The organism is Prolixibacteraceae bacterium (genome assembly GCA_019720755.1).
Lineage (GTDB): Bacteria > Bacteroidota > Bacteroidia > Bacteroidales > Prolixibacteraceae > Halosquirtibacter > Halosquirtibacter laminarini.
Window position 1 is genome coordinate 2,704,471 of record CP081303.1, and the last position, 18,724, is coordinate 2,723,194.

Genomic DNA, 18,724 nt, shown 5'->3' on the forward strand with positions numbered 1-18,724 from the left:
GAAGTTAAAATCATTAAATTTAATGCTAATCAATAACAAATTTTAATCTATTTTTCAATGAATAAAAGTTCGAAACATTTTATGGATCTCGAGCATAACTATGGTGCACACAACTACCATCCAATACCTGTGGTATTGAGTCGTGGTGAAGGCATCTATGTTTGGGATGTCGAGGGGAAAAGATATATGGATTTCTTGGCTGCATACTCTGCAGTAAACCAAGGTCACTGTCATCCTCGACTTGTAAAAAAGATGAAAGATCAGTGTGAAAAGCTAACACTTACTTCCAGAGCATATTATAACGACCAGTTAGGGTTGTGGGAAAAATATACCGCGGAACTATTAGGGTACGACAAGATGTTACCTATGAATAGTGGTGCCGAAGCCGACGAGACTGCCATTAAACTGATGCGCAAATGGGCATATCAAGTAAAGGGAGTCCCTGAAGGTCAAGCAAAGATCATTGTATGCAACGGAAACTTCCACGGCAGAACGATCACCATCGTTTCGATGTCATCCGATCCATCTGCATATGCTGGCTATGGTCCTTATACTCCTGGTTTTATAAAAATCCCATATAATGATATGGAGACACTAGAAGAAGTGATTCAAGATCCAGATGTTGCAGGCGTACTTGTAGAGCCTATTCAAGCAGAAGCTGGAGTCTATGTGCCCGACGATGGCTTTCTTCAAAAAACCGCAGCTTTGTGTAAAAAACACCACTGTCTATTGGTAGCCGATGAGGTACAGACAGGTCTCGGCCGTACAGGTAAGATGTTGGCATGTGATCACGAAGGAGTGCGACCAGATATATTAGTACTTGGAAAAGCAATCTCTGGTGGAATGCTACCCGTATCTTGCGTGTTAGCCGACGATGAAGTGATGCTTACCATCAAACCTGGAGAACATGGATCTACTTATGGAGGAAACCCTCTCGCTTCGGTCGTAGCAATGGAAGCGCTAGAGATACTACAAGACGAGAAACTCATTGAGAACAGCGAACGTCTAGGAAAGATCTTTAGAGAGGAGATGTTAAAAATCGACTCAAAATATATCATTGAGGTTAGAGGAAAAGGACTCCTCAACGCAATAGAGATCGATTCTAAAGCTCCCAAAAGCGCATGGGATCTATGTCTAGAGCTGAAAGACAAGGGAATCCTTGCAAAGCCGACCCACGATTACAATATCCGCTTCACGCCACCTCTAGTGATTACAGAATCGCAACTAAGAGAAGCGTTAATTCCAATTAAAGAGGTACTTAGTAATATTTAGTGAAGTATAAAATATCCTACTATAAATTATAGGGGAGTGCCAAACAAAGCACTCCCCTTTTTATTTTTAATGAGAAGCTTTCACCGTCGATAGTACAAGTATTCTCCATCTAAATAGTCTAGTAAAGTTAGACCAAATACAAACCCTATCTCATGGAAAGATTGCCTCGTTATAATGAGTTATACGACTCCAATAGAGAGCACTGTAGAAGTCTGGGAAATAAGTTTTTTTGTCTACAGGGATATAACAACTGATTCCATGGAACCTCTTAAGCAATAGAGACTGTTGAAACCTATCTGTATGGTCTGTATAGAGTATAAAAGAGTTCAATGTTTTTATCATCTTAATCGCTGAATCTTCCCCATAACTCTTTTCTATGGCATCCACCAAATCATAACAATCAGCCTCTTTGTGAAGCCTCTGAACACCTTCAGCTCCTATTTTTACTTTCGGATAGTCAGTTATAATCTCAGACATCGTATGCTGAACCAACTCAATGTTATTCAGATCATACAAAGCAATGGTAGCAGATTGCAATTCTCCCTTGTTTTGCTTATAATGAGCTATATATGTTTTACAAACCTCAACAAGCCTAGCTTTTACTGTTTGAGAATAATTCAAGAGTATTGGTAAAATCTCCTTATAGGGCATTCCTGTCTTTAATATGTCAGTAGGCGATGCCAAAAGATAGTCCGTATGGTTCTGTAATTCTGAAGCCACCTCAACACTCCCCATCAGACAGGCATCAAAGAGAATATATTTAAATTTTGTAGGCAGAGCATTTGCTAAATCATTTATCTCGATAGTCGCTCCTTTATCGATCCCAAATGATTTTGTTTGAGGCTTTGAAGAGGGAAACCACGAAGTACCATGAGACCACAGAATAAGACCATATTGTTCAGATGGATATCTTTTTATAACCTCTTTTAAGATAAAATGGAGCGTACTACTACTTGCAGAATTCATATCTGAATACTGCTTTACAACTTGTTGATGTATCGAAACTCCATTCTTCTTGTTTATCTCCATCAGGTATGAGCTCTTGTCTCCTTTATCAAAAAAAACAATCACCTTTTGATCTGGTCCAATTCCCTCCACCATATCATAGACATTCAACAAAGCATTGCTCTTCAGATTATTATCTGCAGCCATATATATAATCAAAGTTTCACTATGCTGAATGACTTCTGGATTCTTTTTACAACAACTTAAAAAAGCACAAAGAATACAACTATACAATAAAAAGTAGTGTTTCATAAATTGCTTTATTAATATCCAAACTCTTTGATATATTTCTCTGAAAGATCCCCCTCTACATATTTTGTATTACGAACAATTTTCAATCCCTCATCTTGGTTACTATTCAGATATTTAAAAATCAGCGTTAAGTGAACAGGTTCGGCAAATCCCTTCTTTTGATTATAGTAAATCGAAATAATCTTCATGATCAACATATTATTACGATATTCCACTTTTCTAATGGAACCATGATCACTTCCTGAAAACAAATCATCCCATCGAAAACAAATAGTACCATCTTCGGGGCGAACTTCTGGTTGTTTCATACTACACCTTAACTGCCAATTTGTACATTCCCATTTACTATACGTTGGATTCGTGATTTCTTTTTTCTCAAATGTACCAGGTACACGAAACATGAATTGATATTGTTGATTCCCCTGATTATTTACACCTCTTCCACAAAACAATAAATTTTGCTGTCGGCTTAAATCTAAAGGATTTTCACCCGTAGTATACTCAGTTAAAAAATCCTCATAGATCCCATTACAATTGATATCATGAATTTGTGGGCCATCCACACGTACTAGCTTATAAAAGCCATCCACATAAGAAGGTATTTCAGGAACGCCCTCCTCCTCTTTCGAGCAAGAGCAGAGTGCCAAAAACGCAAAAAGTATGACTGTTAGTTTTTTCATATATTTAAATTCTAGATTATACGATGGAATTTTCATTCCATCGTATGGTTTGATTTTTAAGATCATAGATAAAACACAGTATTATAGCTCACAGATATCCAGTCAAATATCTGGATAAGAAAAGAAGTAGAAATACTGTGCATGCTTATTTTAATCGATAGGTGTCTATGGAAATACTTTTTAAGAAATACCCCATCAATTATTGCACTATACATAAAATCCAAACACAATAAAATTAATAAAGAACAGTTTTATTTGAACTCCTCCTAAAACAACATTAGAAGGCATTCGATACAGTTCTATTAGTTTCTCGACACCTTTCTCTGCAGATATATTTTCAATAACGATTCTTCCAAAATGATTAGAATAATCCACTTCAAGAAAAAAATATGGTCACATATACTTTCTGATTAGGATGAGGCACCTACCATATAAACTGTTTGATATACTCCTCTGAAATGTCACCCTTTTCAAACTTCGTAGCAGGAGAAACTTTCAATGCTTCATCTTGTTCACTTGCAAGATATTTAAATATTAGTTTTAGGGTAATAGGTTCTACAAACCCCTTCTGTTGATTATAATATATTGAGGTTACTCTCATTATCAATAGATTATTACGATACTCAATTCGTTTTACTGAACCAAAGTCACTTCCTGAAGACGACCCATCCAATTTAAAACCAAAAGTTCTATCATTGGATACAGCTTTAGGTAGATAGACACTACACATTAAATCCCATGATCTCCAATTATTTTTTATAAAATAAGGATCCGTTATTTCTCTTATCTCATATGGACCTGGGACACGAAAAATAAATGTGTATTTTTCATTTCCATCAGAATCATCTATTCTTCCACAAAGCAATAGATTCGATTGTCTATTTAGATCTACAAAATTATCCCCAGTAGTATATTCTGATAAAAAGTCATCATACACTCCATCACCATTTAGATCTGCAATATATGGAGCATCAACCCGAACTAATTTATAGTATCCATCCACATAAGAAGGAATTTTAGGTATGTCCTGCTCCTCTTTCGAACAAGAGCAAAGTGCCAAAAACGCAAAAAGTATGACTGTTAGTTTTTTCATATATTTAAATTTTTAGATTATACGATGGAATTTTCATTCCATCGCATAACTTGATTTTTTAGATCATGGATAACACTGGGTATAGGAACTCATATACATACACCCGAATATCTGAATTCTAAAAGAGACTGAAATACCTACTCTTTAAATTAAATCGATAGATGTCTATGGAAGTCATTCATTCAAAAAATATTGTTAAATGATCCATTCGCCCTAAAGTAGGTACGATATCCAATTTGAAGGCTATAACTCATCGAAATGTACTTGCTGATTTCGATTGTGTACCCTCTAATTAAACTGCTTGATAAATTCCTCCGAAAGATCACCCTCTTCGAATTTCGTAGCAGGAGAAACTTTCAATGCTTCCTCTTTGTCACTAGAAAGATATTTAAAAATTAACGTTAGGGTAATAGGTTCTACAACCTTCTCCTTTTGGTTATAATAGACTGAAACAACCTTCATGATCAACATATTATTCCGATATGCCGCTAACCTAACGGAGCCATGATCACTTCCCGAATACAACCCGTCCCATGTAAAACCAATAGTTCCATCATTAGGGCGAACTTTGGGTTGATAGATACTACACGTCAAATCCCATTTTCTATATTCAATTTTATCATAAAAAGGATTTGTAATTTCTTTCATCTCATATGGACCTGGGACACGAAAAATAAAAGAAAATTTCTCATTACCTCCAGAGTCCTCTGTTCTTCCACAATACAAGAGGTTGTTGGAGTTATTTAGATTGAAAGGATTATTTCCAGTAGTATATTCAGTTAATAAGTCCTCATATACCCCATTACAGTTGACATCCTGTATTTGTGGACTATCCACACGTACCAGCTTATAACAGCCTCCAACATAAGAAGGAATTTTAGGAATGTCCTGCTCCTCTTTTGAGCAAGAGCAAAGTGCCAAAAACACAAAAAGTATGACTGTTAGTTTTTTCATATATTTAAATTTTAGATTATACGATGGAATTTTCATTCCATCGTATGGTTTGATTTTATAAATTATTCTAACCCTCTCATTGGATTATCACCATACTTTCGTGATAATTCATTTGGTTCGAGTAGGCGTGATGGTCTGTCGTTAGGAGTATACATCCCCCAGTTGTTTGTAGGCACTCTAGCTCCCACATTTCTAAAGTGAGGTGGAAGCGCTCTATTCCTACTTACCGAGGAAGAAGTAATACTTCCTGACTTTTGTATCTTTGCTAGACCAGTCACTTGTGGATTTGTGTCATCTTGTGGCAAAATAATCATTTCCATATAACCTCCAATTCTTATTGGTTCAATTGGATAATACATCTTACCCTTTTTTTGAATAGGAGGATACTTTGTACTCCTATAAATTACTTTTCTTTTGAAATTAAGAAAAGTGGATCCCCAGTGGTCTGACTCATTATCATAACTCCATGTGAACTTTTTATCGGTTGTCTTAGTTTGTTTCTTTGCCATCCTAGCAGAGATAGAATTTTTCAGTCCTACAACTCCCACATTCATAGATGCTCCAATACTTGAGGAAACTTCAGAGCTCTTAATCTCTTCAAATTTAAAACTTTTATTTACGGTTATCCGTTCACCTTTATCAACTTCTTCTGCTTGAATATAAATAGATACTCCCTGTTTTAACGGATCCCATTTCTCTAAAAAGTATTTCCCAACACTAGGTTTAATCCATTTAGATTTGATACTATCTTCATTAATTATATATCGCTCTCTTGAATGATTCCAAAAAGATGGCTTTAATCCGTCCACGGTAATTGTCTGAAAGGCAAAAACGTCAGATGCTGCAATACGAAATTTTAAGTCTTCAGGTGTAGAATCCGTCTCTCCTCCACGGAAAAACAAAAACCTAAACACAAAGTCATCACCAGACCAGAATTTTTCAATTAATTTTTTACCTCGAGCAAATCCACCACCTCGTTCTGTAAAACTTGTTCTGAGTTTCGGATCCTGAGGTTCATAATCGAGACCATTAACATCGTGTAATTGATTCAAACTTTTACATTTTAAAGCTGGAGAAATTCTAAAAGCAAACAACTCCTCTCTTATATTATTATTGACAGATGAAATGGTAGTATTTTTACTGTTTAAATCATAATACAGGGCTTTTCCATAAAAACTAAAAAAGTCATCAAAAAGTGTTTTATTTGAATAACGACAAACATATAAAACCTTTAAGATGACTAAAAAAACGAAGTTAAGGAATACTATGAATATTTGAAAGAAAATTTAGTAGATCCTAGAGATACACGAGGGAAGAAGCATGATTTAGAGTTTGTCCTTGTAGGTATCACTCTATCAATTATTACTGGAAATACCTTGCTGTCTGAGATTTCTCGTTTTCTAGAGAATTATCATTCTATATTACGCAAGATCGTTGGACTGCCAAAATGTAAACCTATATCATATAGTCAATTACGTCGTATAATATCCTTTTTAGCTTCAACTAATTATCAAGAGGTTCAATCAAGCTATTTTGGATGGCAGAACACAAAAGATGATGATGACTGGATTTCTTTAGATGGCAAAGAGCTACGAGGAACAATAGCTAAGAGTCTAGGGCAAAAACGAGGTCTAAATATTGTATACGGCATAAGTCAAAAGGATAAAATATCTACAGCCGCAACATTTTATGAAGGAGCTAAAGAAAGTGAAATAACGACGGTAAGAGAGCTCTTAAATGATCTATCTTTGGCATCTTCGAACTTAACATTTGATGCGCTTCATACACAGTTTGAGACTCTTGAGAAATGTGAAAGTGCCAAAGGAATCTACATTGCACAAGTAAAGAATAACCAAAAGAATTTGAATGTAGAATTACGGAATCATGAACAGTCAAGTGTTGAGTTTATGAGCCTTTCAATTGATAATAAAGGACATGGAAGAAAAGAAACAAGAACTTACTCTTTTTATGACATCAGAAAGGTTACACTTGATGAAAAGTGGGTTCATTGTGGAATCAAGAGTTTAATTAAAGTCGATAGAGATCGCCTAATAGTAAACTCGAATAAAAGGTCGATAGAAACCTCATATTATATTAGTAACCGAGATTGTAATGAAATACATCCACATAAATATGCGAAAGCTATTAGGGGACACTGGACGATAGAAATGAGTAATTATATAAGAGATGTTCTATTCTCTGAAGATAATATACGATGCTCCAATAGAAATCAAGCAAAAGGAATGGCAATATTAATTACAACGGTAGTTAATTTAATACAACGAAATAAACCTAAAAACATTAAGGCTCAGAGAGAAAAGTTCTTATCTGATATTAGAAAGATGGCTTCTCTTTTTGTCATTTAACATTTTTATGAAAATGCCCTGAATCATAATAGAGATATTCTCTTGGATATAAAACAGGATGCTTCTCATTATATGCATCAATTAATCTTTGATCTATGACATCTGTACTAAGATATAGATACGGCTCAAAGCCCATATCATAACCGACAGTATCAGCTCTATATTTTTCATGATAATATTTCGATTTTGTAGACGTAGTATTATATGCTGGGTTGTAACAATCATCAACAAAGTCATAAACAGCCTCACTTGATTTGGTAGCAGGAGATCGCAACACGACTCTTGTATTATTTTTTACAACCAACAATGGGTTCGTTGGAACTTCTGTTGACAACAAAGCATACACAGAATCCCCATTACCAAATACGGTGTTCGATTCGTTTCCAAGATCAGGAACAACACCGACATGATTATCCGAAATATCCCATTCTTCAGCACTAAAGCCTCCAAGATAGGCCATATCAGGGATATGAATATTGATTAGAGGAGCACTCTTTTCTATTTGATCTAATGTGTTTACATCTTCAGCATACACGTCTAATGCTTGTTTGAAAGTGACACCAGCTTCTACCTCCATATTTTTTACTTTACCATAAAGAACATGATAAGCATTATCAAATTTCTTGAGTGACTCACGATGGATAAAAGATCTTACAGCTTCGTTATTATAAACAGCCTTCGAAAGTATCTGTGCAAATTTTCTTTGTGCTTCCCCCTGCGATATCGGCTTTATTACCTCAAAAGCACTCTTATCCACCATTGGACTTTCGGAGTTTATCTCTTCTTGTTGACAGGATAACAATCCCCCCCTAACACAAATAGTGTTAAAATTATTTTTTTCATATTAAACTATATTAAATGTAATCGATTGCAAATCTAATTTATTTAATATAATTAACAAACAATTTATAATAAAAATAAATCTTAACATACTGATTTAATACGAGCCAATGGGGTACAAACACACAAGGCCTCTAATTATATTTAGAAAATAGTTGAATATTGAAACAGACAATTCGTTTGGAGTTCTAACGATAAAAAGGCACTGCAACATCAAACCCGATTCCTTCATTACGAAACATATGAAGTATTGTTATTTCAAGTTTCATACAGGATGAACAGAATCTTGGATCGGATAGATCAAATATAGGGATCAGTTACCCTTTGATTACCCTGAGAGTAACCAAAGGGTAAAGGAAAGGTAAAGGAAGGGTATAGGAACCCCGAAGCAAACTAGTTTAAATTTATAATCAAATGATTATAATATAGAGAAGTATTCTATCCAAAAAAGAGCATTGGGATGGGGTATTTTATCGAATAGCAATAGATTCGTCTAAAAGTTACACCTTCCTAATTTAATCTAAAGTGAACCCAAGGTGTTGACACTTCTATATGTTGAGATATCAATGGTAGTATCGTAGCTGCACACCAATATGTTTGCCATGATGTTTCAATCCATTGTGTCATCCAATATGATATATTACTTTTGTGGTTCTGCATTAAAATTTGACGAAGCGAGGGCAAACACGTCGGTTTGCAACTATCCTATATGAATAAAAAGAAATCTGTGTGTATCTGTATTATCTGTGGATAGATCCATCTAAATATTAAATAATGGAAGAACATATAGCTATGTTTGTACAATGCTTTAATAAAACAAGTGATTACTGTGACTTGATAAAGGCTTCCTAAACTTGTCTAAAGGCTTAGCAATCGATATTGAGATCAGTCCACCTAAAAGAATCCCTGACCTCATATTTTCAAGAGGCAAGAGGTAAAACGAAAAGAGAGGATATCCATACTTGATGGATATCCTCTCTTTTATATAGGTTCAATGGAAAACCGATTATACATTAAAACGGAAATGCATAATATCTCCATCTTGTACGATATACTCTTTTCCTTCGATAGAGATCTTTCCCTTGTCTTTACAAGCAGCTTCAGATTTCAATTCAACGTAATCATTATATTTAATCACCTCAGCTCTAATAAAACCTTTCTCAAAATCAGAGTGGATCACTCCTGCAGCTTGAGGAGCCGTAGCACCTTTAGGGTAGGTCCAAGCACGAACCTCTTTTACTCCAGCAGTAAAGTATGTCTCTAAATTAAGAAGATTATATGCAGAACGGATTAGGTGAGCAACTCCTGGCTCTTCGATACCTAGATCATCAAGGAACATTTGACGCTCCTCATAAGTATCCAACTCAGCAATATCCGCTTCAACGGCAGCAGCAAGGATCAACACTTCAGCATCCTCTTCTTTTACCGCTTCTTTAAAAGCATCAATATGTGCATTACCATTTCTCAAAGAGTCTTCGTCGACATTACACACATAAAGGATTGGTTTTGTTGTCAATAGATAAAGATCTTTTGCAACTTCCTCTTCTTGCTCTGTTAACTCAACCACACGAGCTGATTTGCCCTGTAGAAGCGTCTCTTTATATCTTTCTAATACACCAGACAATCGAATTGCAGCTGCATCTTTACCTGTCTTAGCCATTTTTTGAGCCTTAGTCAAACGAGCCTCTACGGTTTCAAGATCCTTCAACTGAAGTTCTGTATCAATCACCTCTTTATCGCGAACAGGATCAATAGACCCATCCACGTGTGTGATATTTTCGTCTTCAAAACAACGCACCACATGAATAATTGCATCTGTTTCTCTAATATTCGAAAGAAACTTATTTCCAAGACCTTCTCCTTTACTAGCTCCTTTTACAAGACCTGCAATATCCACGATCTCCACAGTTGCTGGTTGAACACGCTCTGGATTAACCAACTCCTCTAGTTTAATCAATCGATCATCAGGAACGGTGATTACCCCAACATTTGGTTCAATAGTACAGAAAGGGAAGTTTGCTGATTGAGCTTTCGCATTTGAAAGACAGTTAAAAAGAGTTGATTTTCCCACATTAGGAAGACCAACGATACCACATTGTAGTGCCATTTATGCTTAAAGTTTAATTTTTTTCTTACTCAAAATTTTATGCAAAGGTAATTTTTTTTCGCTTAAATAGGTTCTATGCACTATAAAGAAAAGAGGGTAATAGGTTCTACCCGACAAGAATATAGAGCATACCTACATAATATATGTACAAAGGTTAGATCGATTCTCCAATATTATATGAGAAATAGATCTAACCTTTTCATATCATTATTGCCCTCTAATGAGGTTATTCTACTTTACAAAATCGTCAAATGCATTGTAAGTATTTCCTTGTTGGGCACTACTTTGCTGTGCTTGCATTTGGGCTTGTTGCTCTTTCCATTGCGCAGCCATCGATTTCATAACAGGATCTACATGCTTGAAGATCATTTTGTAAGCAGTACAGAATCTAGGTTGACGATTGTCTGAAGGATCTTTTACTCGATCTTTTGTACATCCTCCATAACATTTTGTGTACCACTCACACATCTTGCATTTTCTTGGGACATTGGCTTTCGCCGCACCAAAAGATTGTTGTCTTTTAGAGTTCAACATATTGATAATACGATCATGTTGAATATTTCCTAGTTTAAACTTAGGCTCCACAAAGAAGTCACAAGAGTATACATTTCCGTTATGCTCAACGACAACATATGGACCACACTCCTTCATCAGGGCACACTCTGGTGCCTCCATTCCCACATAAGAGTGAAAAATAGATTCGAAGAAACGGATGGAGGTCGTCGGTTGACCATCTTTAAAGTCATTGATCCATAGATCGAAAAGTTCAATCATAAAATGTCCATAATCCACTGGATCTAATGAAAAAGGAGCAGCCATAGTAGGATCGTTTTTATCGGTCTCTACCACTGGGATAAACTGCATAAAAGTCAGTCCTAATCCTTTATAGTAGTTATAAAGTTCCTCTGCATACTGCGAAGAGTAGTCTGTAATACAACACATAGCATTTACAGAGACGCCCTCTTCGAGCAACATCTTGGCATTACGCTCTACACGTTCCCAAGTACCTTTTCCTGCTTTATCGAAACGATATTTATCGTGAATATGTTGTGGACCATCCAAAGAGAGTCCTACCAACCAATCATATTTTTTAAGGAATTTAGCCCAGTCACTATTCAGCAGCAATCCGTTTGTCTGGAGACCATTTCCTACACTCTGTCCATGACCATACTTAATCTCGAAGTCGACCGCCTTTTGAAAGAACTCCACCCCCATCTGGGTTGGTTCTCCTCCTTGCCATCCAAATGAAACCGCTTCGTCTGATTGCTGCATCACCTGTCTAACCATCTCTTCTAAAGTATCCTCAGTCATTCTATGAACTTTCTGTTCTGTAAAAAGATCTGCTTTCTCTAGATAGAAACAGTAGGTACAGTTTAGATTACAGTCTGGTCCTGTAGGTTTTACAAGGACTGAATTTAAAGGTTTATATTTTTTTGCCATTATATGTTTTTTTGTCAGTTCTATAAAAAGTCAAACACTTGTGTCCTACAAAAATAAATTAATTCATTATAACATAAGGGTTCCTTTCATACGACTTTATACAAATAAACTAAAGTGGGATACCATTAAGAGTTAATAAAAATGAAATTTAAATATTATGATACAATCATGTTAACAACGACTGTTTGAGGTAAAAATATGTGGACAATCAGAATCTTATTATGTACAAAATAAGCACAAAACAGAGAGAGTGAATATCATATAAAGCGTCCTAAAACATCAGTAGATTACATGATAATGTTACAAATAATTTCATACCCTTACATTTTTTCATATCTTAGCAACGTTTTATAGGTTAATCTATGGTGGTTTTGTTTCCATCATTATTAGATGAGGGATGCTTATTTTAGCGTCCCTCTCTTTTTTATTTTCCCAATAGATTTCGTAGTACAACAGAGGCAACGGCACAACCAAAAGCAGGAGGCATATAAGAGATAGTGCCTACTACAGATGCTTTATGCTGTCCTCTCTCTTCTATCACTCTTGAGATATCAACCTCTTCTGGAGAGAAAACAACAGGGATTCCTTCTCGAATATCTAACTTCCCCAGACGTTTTCTTACTTGACGTGCTAGTTTACAGTTAAAGCTATTGGAAATATCCGTAACTTGAATTTGTGTTGGATCGAATTTACCACCCGCTCCCATCGAACTTACAATAGGAATATTGCGTTCCACGCAATTTCTGATAAGATTAACTTTTGGCGAAAGCGTATCAATACAGTCTACCACATAGTCAAAATTATCGGACTCGATTAAAGTATTCATATAATCTTCTTTAATAAAGTCATTCACCACTCTAACCTCTAGCTGGGGGTTAATATCAAGAAAACGCTTACTCAGCACCTCGGCTTTAGGAAGTCCGGTAGTGGATATTAATGCTGGCAATTGCCTATTTCTGTTGCTTTCATCCACACAATCCCCATCCACAATGGTAATCTTACCAACCCCTGCTCGGCATATCGATTCAGCGGCATAAGCCCCCACACCACCTAGACCTATAATCATTACATTCGCTTCTTTTAAAGCCTTCATTGGCTCCTGGCCAACCAATATCTCTGTTCTACTAAACCAACTCATCTTCAATCAACATTAAACATTCTCACTTTACAGTGAATATTTTATAAAAGTTTTCAAAGATAATTTTTTTCAGACTATTTACCGCAATCCCTGATTTTGCACTATATAACTCATACACAGACAAAATATCATTCTCAGAGTTGTCAGTCTCAAGAAAAAGGCGATCAAGAGGGACTAACTGTAAAGTATCCATCTTAGAAGCCCATAGAATCTCTCGAACACCCAAAGAGAAATATATATTCATATTCTCTAACGACTTCATGATAGACCCCTTCGGTTTGAAGGCATGAATAATCCATGGTGTAGAATTAAGTGATTTAAATCGTAAGAGGTCATGGTATGCCTTTACCACATGCAATAGTACAGGCATCTCATTCTTGTTCGCCATCTCTAGAAGCGACTTAAATAGATACATTTGAGCTTCTCTATTTTTATTTTTTACATAATCCAACCCTATCTCACCTATGGCAATACAATTAGGAGAGTGAATCCGATTTTGAATTAAAAAAAGGGCACAGTCTGTTACATGATTATCAATATCCCAAGGATGAATACCCAAAGAGAAGTAAGAAGATTCATCAATCGTATCATAGATTGAGTAGCTTGAGAGAGTCAAAATATCTCTTTCCTCTGTATTTATAGCATGATGAGTATGAATATCTATTAATATACAGTCCATAGATCATCATATTTATTAAAAAAAAGTAGTAGATGGTACATTCATAAATAAATTATGTTTTATTTTGTAGTTTGAATATAGAACAACTAGTGAATGCAAGATAAATTTATTATTTTCATTGTATAAACATTTTAAGACAAAAACAGTTGTATAGAAGTCAGAAAACTTAAAAAGATAGGATAATAATATTTTATATATGAGACGTACATTTTGTAAATTTTTGATTCGAATATTAGGATGGAAAGTGGTGGGGTCAAAAGTTGAAGACAAAAAATGTATTATTGTTGGAGCTCCTCACACAAGCTTATGGGATTTTGTTATATGCTGGATTGGCTATACTTCCATGGGACCTAGTCCGAATGTGATGATTCGATCAGAGTTTTTTAAGTTTCCTCTTGGAATAATCATAAAACCAATGGGGGCACTACCCTTAAATAGAGAGAAGGGATCTAATTCATTGAAACAAATTGTTCGAACTTTTCAACAAAGAGAGACAATGAGATTGGCAATCACACCAGAAGGAACAAGAAAAAAAACAACCAAATGGAAAGGTGGTTTCCATGCCATATCAAGGCTTGCAAAAGTACCGGTATATATTGGTTATTTTGATTTTAAAAGAAAAGAGATGCGGTTCGATATCCCCTTTGAGACGACCTCAAATGTTGAAGAAGACCTCGAGAGATTGAAAAAATGGTATCACGACAAAGGAGTCGTAGGTTGCCACCCTGAACAGTTTGTAACTGGATACGAATAAATCTAATTACAAGGTTCTATGCTTATTAAAAACAACAAATTCTAAGATATATGAGATTAAAATTATACCTTATACTATCTATTCTTCTATTTGCTTCGGTTGGTTATGGTCAAACTTATGAGACCATATCTTACAATAACTATGACGATGAATCTCTATTTATGCTAGGTAGAGATGCGTTAGAGGCAAACAACTATGGAGAAGCTTATGAATACTGCTTGGAATACCTTTCCCAGCGTAGAAAAATATCTAATGAAGAGTACATCAAAGGCTGTATTCGCTTAGGAAAACTCTTTGAAAGCGAGTACAATGATATTTTGGCAATCACCTTTATCGAAAAAGGGGTGAAGGCAATTCCTGCCAATCAACCTAATAGACAAGCAGTGCTTCTTCGAAAATTAGGCGATCTATATCTTAAAATTAAAGACCTTAATAAAGCATATGAATGTAGTTTCGAAAGCCTTGGACTTTTTGAGGATATAGGAGATAAAAATTCCTCTGCTGATCTACTGAATCGTTTAGGTAATATCTACCGAGAGAAACATCAGGTTCATAAAGCATTGTCATACTTTAGAAAAGCGGAGACAATCTACCAAGCAATCGGAGATTCTGTCGGTTTAGGAAATAACTATGCAGACATTGGACAGCTCTACACAGAAGAGAAGATGTTCACCTTCGCTAAAAGCTTCCTTAAAAAGAGTTTACTTCTGATCAAGAATGAATCCAAAAATAGAATATGGATTGGAAGAATAAACTACTATTATGGTTTGGTATACTTCTGGGAGAAAAAATATGACCTTGCCGTTACTCGTTTCCAAAAATCGGTGCGCTATCTTTCATCTCATGAAAATAGTGCAGAGTTAATATCTGCCCATGCAACAATGGGACGCATATTTACGGATCAAAAGAAGTTTAAAGAGGCTTCAAATGCTTTTCATGTATCGTATATCCTGCAAGATAAGCAGATGAATGAGCAGCAAATTAGTGAGCAACTGAAACTAAAAGTGCAGCTTGAAATAAGCATGAAAGATGAGCAATTGAAGAAGATGATGCTCGAGACCGAAAAAGAGAACCAAGAAGAGAGATTCTTTAATGTTCTCACATATTCTGTCTTGATTATCTTAATACTGCTCCTTATCTTGGCACTTACACTCACTCGCTATAGAGTAAAAACCTCGAAACAAACAAGTGAGATCCTTCGTCATGAGAATGAATTGAAGGTGAATGAGAATAGACGTTTAATTGCGGAAAATGAATCGGCTCAAGCGCTTGCTAAGCTTAATAATCTTGAAAAGATAAAGCTTCAGAATGACTTGAAGCATAAAAAGCAACAGCTTTCGACTCACTCAATACACCTATTGAATAAGAACAATGCATTGATTAATGTACAAGATAAACTGAAAGAGTATATCCGTTCTAAAAACAAAGATGTAGATGAATTACATAAACTTGTAAGAGAGATCAATGAATTTATCAATCTAGATAAAGATTGGGAAAACTTCAAACTTCACTTTGAGAGCGTCCACGAAGGATTCTTTAGACGTTTGAAAGAACTATACCCTGGACTGACTCAAGACGAACTGAAGTTATGTGCATACTTAAGAATCAACCTATCTTCTAAAGAGATTAGTAAGATCTTAAATATTAATCCAACGTCCGTAAACAAAAGAAGAAATCGTCTACGTAAGAAGTTAGATATCACTCCTGAAGTGAATCTTGTAGACTTTATCATGAGAATATAATTAAAAAACCTCTATAGAGAATATTCTATAGAGGTTTTCTTTTAGAACAAAGGATGCCGATGGAGTTATAAAATGCCATAACTTTATAGCTAAATCATCGATATGTTACTTTGTATAAGAAGAGTGCAAAAAAAGAGATAGGATTCATCTATCTCTTTTTTTATGGGATCCATTTATTAGTTAAAATGGTATAAGAAGATTAACTTCCCTGTTAATGCAGGTTTACGTTGATCCTTAATTTCTAGGGTTACATCAATCTCAGCCTTTACAACACCTCGAAGATTCACGACAGAATCAAGTACTGCAACAAGTCGAACCTCACTATTAACAGTAACTGCTTGAGCAAACTTTAGTTTATCAATTCCATAGTTCACCATCAATTTGACATTCTTAAACTCAGCCACCTGCTCCCATAGAAATGGTAGTACAGAGATATTTAGATAACCATGAGCAATGGTTGATTTAAAAGGACTCTCTTTTGCAGCACGCTCTGGATCAGTATGAATCCATTGATGATCTAATGTTGCATCTGCAAAAAGATTTATCTGCTCCTGTGAAATCTTCAAATAATCTGAAATACCTAATTTCGCTCCTTCTAATGCCTTAAATTCTTCAAAGCTTGAGACAACAATCTTTTCCATATCTAATTTTAATCAAATTGTAATTTTCCTCAAAGATAAATCAATTTAATACAAGAAAATAGGGGGATTGATAGTTTTAGAAACATGTTAACAAACTCACCCCCTATAAACTCAAGGTTTTTTATAGACTAAACGAATCTATTGTTTTAAAAATTCATTCCTCAATGGGGGCTGTTCAGGTATACTAAAACAAGAAGAGCTGCCAATTAAACTGACAGCTCTTTGAATATTGTATAACGATTATGCGCTCTCAGACAAAAGTCTCTTAGTAATCTCGTCGAACTCTTGACTACATCTACCACATCCATGACTCGCACCAGTCTCTTCTGCAACCTCATCTACAGTGGATAGACCACTTGCTATAGCGTCTTGAATATCATCTTTTGATATACCAAAACAAGAACATATAATTTCCATAATAATTTCCTTTTTCAACTACAATAACTTAATACAATTCAAATATAAGTAATTATTTGCAAATAAAAGACATAAAGGTGTTTTATTATAAAATCTATGTAGCATTTAACAAAAGGAACTGAAAGACTATATATTAAAGAAGTTCATCTAATTTCTTAAATAGTGCATCTCCTCTTAAATTACGTGCAATAATGCGACCGTCTCTATCTACCAAAAGGTTCGCAGGAATAAATTTTATTCCATAAAGATCCGCGACCGAATTCTTCCACCCATTAAGGTCTGTAACATTCATCCAAACGATCTTATCTTGTTTAATTACTCGTTCGAGAGAGCTTCTATTCATATCTAATGAAACCCCTAGTACCCCAAAGCCGGCTTCATGATACTTATTATAAGCTTTCACAATATTTGGATTCTCCACACGGCAAGGACTACACCATGAAGCCCAGAAGTCGATTAGGGTATATTTATTCTTTTTGTACTCATCAGAAAGACGAACCATTTCACCTGTCAGGCTCTTCATAGAGAAGTCAGGAGCAATCGCACCAATTTGTGTTCTTTTAAGAACCTTCAATCTGTTTTCAACCCAATAACCTTCGTAAGTCTGACGAACTTCAGGAGAAAGTATATAATACAGATTCTCCAATTTGGTTAGATCCAAATAATATGAAAGGACACTTAAAACATAAGGGGAAACATAAGAAGATGCATTATCAGTAATATAACTGACCTGATAGTTCTTTAACTCATTCTCTTTATTCTCCACATTCTTACTCAACTTAGTGATAAACTTCTCATTATTGATCGGATCAATTAACAGTTCATTATATTTAGAACGCAGCTTCTTTACCTCTGACTCAAGCGAATCATTTTTCAAGTAAAAAGCACGGTAACTTTCTTGTGTTTTCGAACCTTTGATTTCCACATGCTTAATATCATTGATATCTCCATAGATCTTAATCTTACTATTCTCAACAAAAACAATAAAAGCACCTCTAAGATTATCCCCTTGACCAAGATAACATAGCGTTGGTTTCTTCACTACTCCATCGAAGGTAAATTCGTTATCATAAACTTCAGTGGAATCTACTTTTATGGGACCATCTACCCCCATCACCTGTAGGTAAATATATCCGTCCTTTAGTCCTTCTACATCTCCTTTTATCACATACCTCTTCTCCTTATTGCAAGAAGAGAACAAAAGACAAAAAAGAGCTATTAGTAGATATGCAAATTTCGTATTTTCTTTTCTCATAAAGTAATATAGTAAATTTAACTGCCAATAAGTTAATACAACTGCAACACAAGATGATAAACATATAATTGTTTTGCAATTAAAACAAA

Annotated in this window: 17 protein-coding genes; 4 read left to right on the top strand and 13 right to left on the bottom strand. The window is 35.2% G+C overall.

Translation table 11 applies throughout. The features are described from left to right. Positions 1–57: 57 nt before the first annotated feature. Positions 58–1,272 (top strand): ornithine--oxo-acid transaminase, encoded by a 1,215-nt coding sequence (gene rocD, locus K4L44_10545; protein ID QZE13027.1) that lies wholly within the window; start codon positions 58–60, stop codon positions 1,270–1,272. A gap of 150 nt (positions 1,273–1,422) precedes the next feature. Here the strand turns inward: rocD and K4L44_10550 are convergent, their stop codons facing one another. From K4L44_10550 to K4L44_10570, 5 genes are all read right to left on the bottom strand, one after another. Next, positions 1,423–2,529 carry a hypothetical protein gene (locus K4L44_10550; GenBank protein ID QZE13028.1) on the bottom strand — a complete coding sequence of 369 codons (1,107 nt, stop codon included), beginning with the start codon at positions 2,527–2,529 and terminating at the stop codon, positions 1,423–1,425. Positions 2,530–2,540: 11 nt separating this feature from the next. Beyond that, positions 2,541–3,209 (bottom strand): hypothetical protein, encoded by a 669-nt coding sequence (locus tag K4L44_10555; GenBank protein QZE13029.1) that lies wholly within the window; start codon positions 3,207–3,209, stop codon positions 2,541–2,543. A 424-nt stretch (positions 3,210–3,633) separates the two neighbouring features. Next, complete coding sequence (locus K4L44_10560) at positions 3,634–4,302, bottom strand: hypothetical protein (GenBank protein QZE13030.1); 669 nt, start codon at positions 4,300–4,302, stop codon at positions 3,634–3,636. 288 nt (positions 4,303–4,590) lie between these two features. Continuing rightward, the gene (locus tag K4L44_10565) at positions 4,591–5,256 is read right to left on the bottom strand and encodes a hypothetical protein (GenBank protein ID QZE13031.1); all 666 of its coding nucleotides are present in this window, start codon (positions 5,254–5,256) and stop codon (positions 4,591–4,593) included. A 62-nt stretch (positions 5,257–5,318) separates the two neighbouring features. Further along, the gene (locus K4L44_10570) at positions 5,319–6,308 is read right to left on the bottom strand and encodes a hypothetical protein (protein QZE13032.1); all 990 of its coding nucleotides are present in this window, start codon (positions 6,306–6,308) and stop codon (positions 5,319–5,321) included. 222 nt (positions 6,309–6,530) lie between these two features. On the opposite strand from K4L44_10570, the gene K4L44_10575 reads away from it, so the two are divergent. Then, on the top strand, positions 6,531–7,622 hold the full coding sequence (locus K4L44_10575) for an ISAs1 family transposase (GenBank protein QZE13033.1): 1,092 nt from the start codon (positions 6,531–6,533) through the stop codon (positions 7,620–7,622). Here K4L44_10575 and K4L44_10580 read toward each other — a convergent pair. The 5 genes from K4L44_10580 to K4L44_10600 form a co-directional block, all read right to left on the bottom strand. Beyond that, complete coding sequence (locus tag K4L44_10580) at positions 7,615–8,382, bottom strand: hypothetical protein (GenBank protein ID QZE13034.1); 768 nt, start codon at positions 8,380–8,382, stop codon at positions 7,615–7,617. The two genes, K4L44_10575 and K4L44_10580, sit on opposite strands and share 8 nt — an antisense overlap. 1,086 nt (positions 8,383–9,468) lie before the next feature. Further along, on the bottom strand, positions 9,469–10,569 hold the full coding sequence (gene ychF, locus K4L44_10585) for a redox-regulated ATPase YchF (protein QZE13035.1): 1,101 nt from the start codon (positions 10,567–10,569) through the stop codon (positions 9,469–9,471). A 231-nt stretch (positions 10,570–10,800) separates the two neighbouring features. Continuing rightward, positions 10,801–12,009: an anaerobic sulfatase maturase gene (locus tag K4L44_10590; GenBank protein QZE13036.1), complete on the bottom strand. Its 1,209-nt coding sequence runs from the start codon at positions 12,007–12,009 to the stop codon at positions 10,801–10,803. Between the two features lie 424 nt (positions 12,010–12,433). Beyond that, the gene (locus tag K4L44_10595; GenBank protein QZE13037.1) at positions 12,434–13,147 is read right to left on the bottom strand and encodes a tRNA threonylcarbamoyladenosine dehydratase; all 714 of its coding nucleotides are present in this window, start codon (positions 13,145–13,147) and stop codon (positions 12,434–12,436) included. A gap of 22 nt (positions 13,148–13,169) precedes the next feature. Continuing rightward, positions 13,170–13,826, bottom strand: a complete 657-nt coding sequence (locus K4L44_10600; GenBank protein QZE13038.1) for a TatD family hydrolase — start codon at positions 13,824–13,826, stop codon at positions 13,170–13,172. 196 nt (positions 13,827–14,022) lie between these two features. Here K4L44_10600 and K4L44_10605 point away from each other — a divergent pair, with 196 nt between their 5' ends. Continuing rightward, positions 14,023–14,580, top strand: a complete 558-nt coding sequence (locus K4L44_10605; GenBank protein QZE13039.1) for a 1-acyl-sn-glycerol-3-phosphate acyltransferase — start codon at positions 14,023–14,025, stop codon at positions 14,578–14,580. A gap of 50 nt (positions 14,581–14,630) precedes the next feature. Then, positions 14,631–16,322 (top strand): tetratricopeptide repeat protein, encoded by a 1,692-nt coding sequence (locus K4L44_10610; GenBank protein ID QZE13040.1) that lies wholly within the window; start codon positions 14,631–14,633, stop codon positions 16,320–16,322. Between the two features lie 176 nt (positions 16,323–16,498). Here the strand turns inward: K4L44_10610 and K4L44_10615 are convergent, their stop codons facing one another. The 3 genes from K4L44_10615 to K4L44_10625 form a co-directional block, all read right to left on the bottom strand. After that, positions 16,499–16,963, bottom strand: a complete 465-nt coding sequence (locus K4L44_10615) for a MaoC family dehydratase (protein ID QZE13041.1) — start codon at positions 16,961–16,963, stop codon at positions 16,499–16,501. A gap of 240 nt (positions 16,964–17,203) precedes the next feature. Continuing rightward, positions 17,204–17,380 carry a (2Fe-2S)-binding protein gene (locus K4L44_10620; GenBank protein QZE13042.1) on the bottom strand — a complete coding sequence of 59 codons (177 nt, stop codon included), beginning with the start codon at positions 17,378–17,380 and terminating at the stop codon, positions 17,204–17,206. Between the two features lie 133 nt (positions 17,381–17,513). After that, positions 17,514–18,635, bottom strand: a complete 1,122-nt coding sequence (locus K4L44_10625; GenBank protein QZE13043.1) for an AhpC/TSA family protein — start codon at positions 18,633–18,635, stop codon at positions 17,514–17,516. Positions 18,636–18,724: the final 89 nt, after the last annotated feature.

Bases quoted from the DNA above. Each gene is read 5' to 3' on its own strand.
- rocD (QZE13027.1), top strand. From the start codon at position 58: ATGAATAAAAGTTCGAAACATTTTATGGATCTCGAGCATAACTATGGT.
- K4L44_10550 (QZE13028.1), bottom strand. From the start codon at position 2,529: ATGAAACACTACTTTTTATTGTATAGTTGTATTCTTTGTGCTTTTTTA.
- K4L44_10555 (QZE13029.1), bottom strand. From the start codon at position 3,209: ATGAAAAAACTAACAGTCATACTTTTTGCGTTTTTGGCACTCTGCTCT.
- K4L44_10560 (QZE13030.1), bottom strand. From the start codon at position 4,302: ATGAAAAAACTAACAGTCATACTTTTTGCGTTTTTGGCACTTTGCTCT.
- K4L44_10565 (QZE13031.1), bottom strand. From the start codon at position 5,256: ATGAAAAAACTAACAGTCATACTTTTTGTGTTTTTGGCACTTTGCTCT.
- K4L44_10580 (QZE13034.1), bottom strand. From the start codon at position 8,382: ATGGTGGATAAGAGTGCTTTTGAGGTAATAAAGCCGATATCGCAGGGG.
- ychF (QZE13035.1), bottom strand. From the start codon at position 10,569: ATGGCACTACAATGTGGTATCGTTGGTCTTCCTAATGTGGGAAAATCA.
- K4L44_10590 (QZE13036.1), bottom strand. From the start codon at position 12,009: ATGGCAAAAAAATATAAACCTTTAAATTCAGTCCTTGTAAAACCTACA.
- K4L44_10595 (QZE13037.1), bottom strand. From the start codon at position 13,147: ATGAGTTGGTTTAGTAGAACAGAGATATTGGTTGGCCAGGAGCCAATG.
- K4L44_10600 (QZE13038.1), bottom strand. From the start codon at position 13,826: ATGGACTGTATATTAATAGATATTCATACTCATCATGCTATAAATACA.
- K4L44_10605 (QZE13039.1), top strand. From the start codon at position 14,023: ATGAGACGTACATTTTGTAAATTTTTGATTCGAATATTAGGATGGAAA.
- K4L44_10610 (QZE13040.1), top strand. From the start codon at position 14,631: ATGAGATTAAAATTATACCTTATACTATCTATTCTTCTATTTGCTTCG.
- K4L44_10615 (QZE13041.1), bottom strand. From the start codon at position 16,963: ATGGAAAAGATTGTTGTCTCAAGCTTTGAAGAATTTAAGGCATTAGAA.
- K4L44_10620 (QZE13042.1), bottom strand. From the start codon at position 17,380: ATGGAAATTATATGTTCTTGTTTTGGTATATCAAAAGATGATATTCAA.
- K4L44_10625 (QZE13043.1), bottom strand. From the start codon at position 18,635: ATGAGAAAAGAAAATACGAAATTTGCATATCTACTAATAGCTCTTTTT.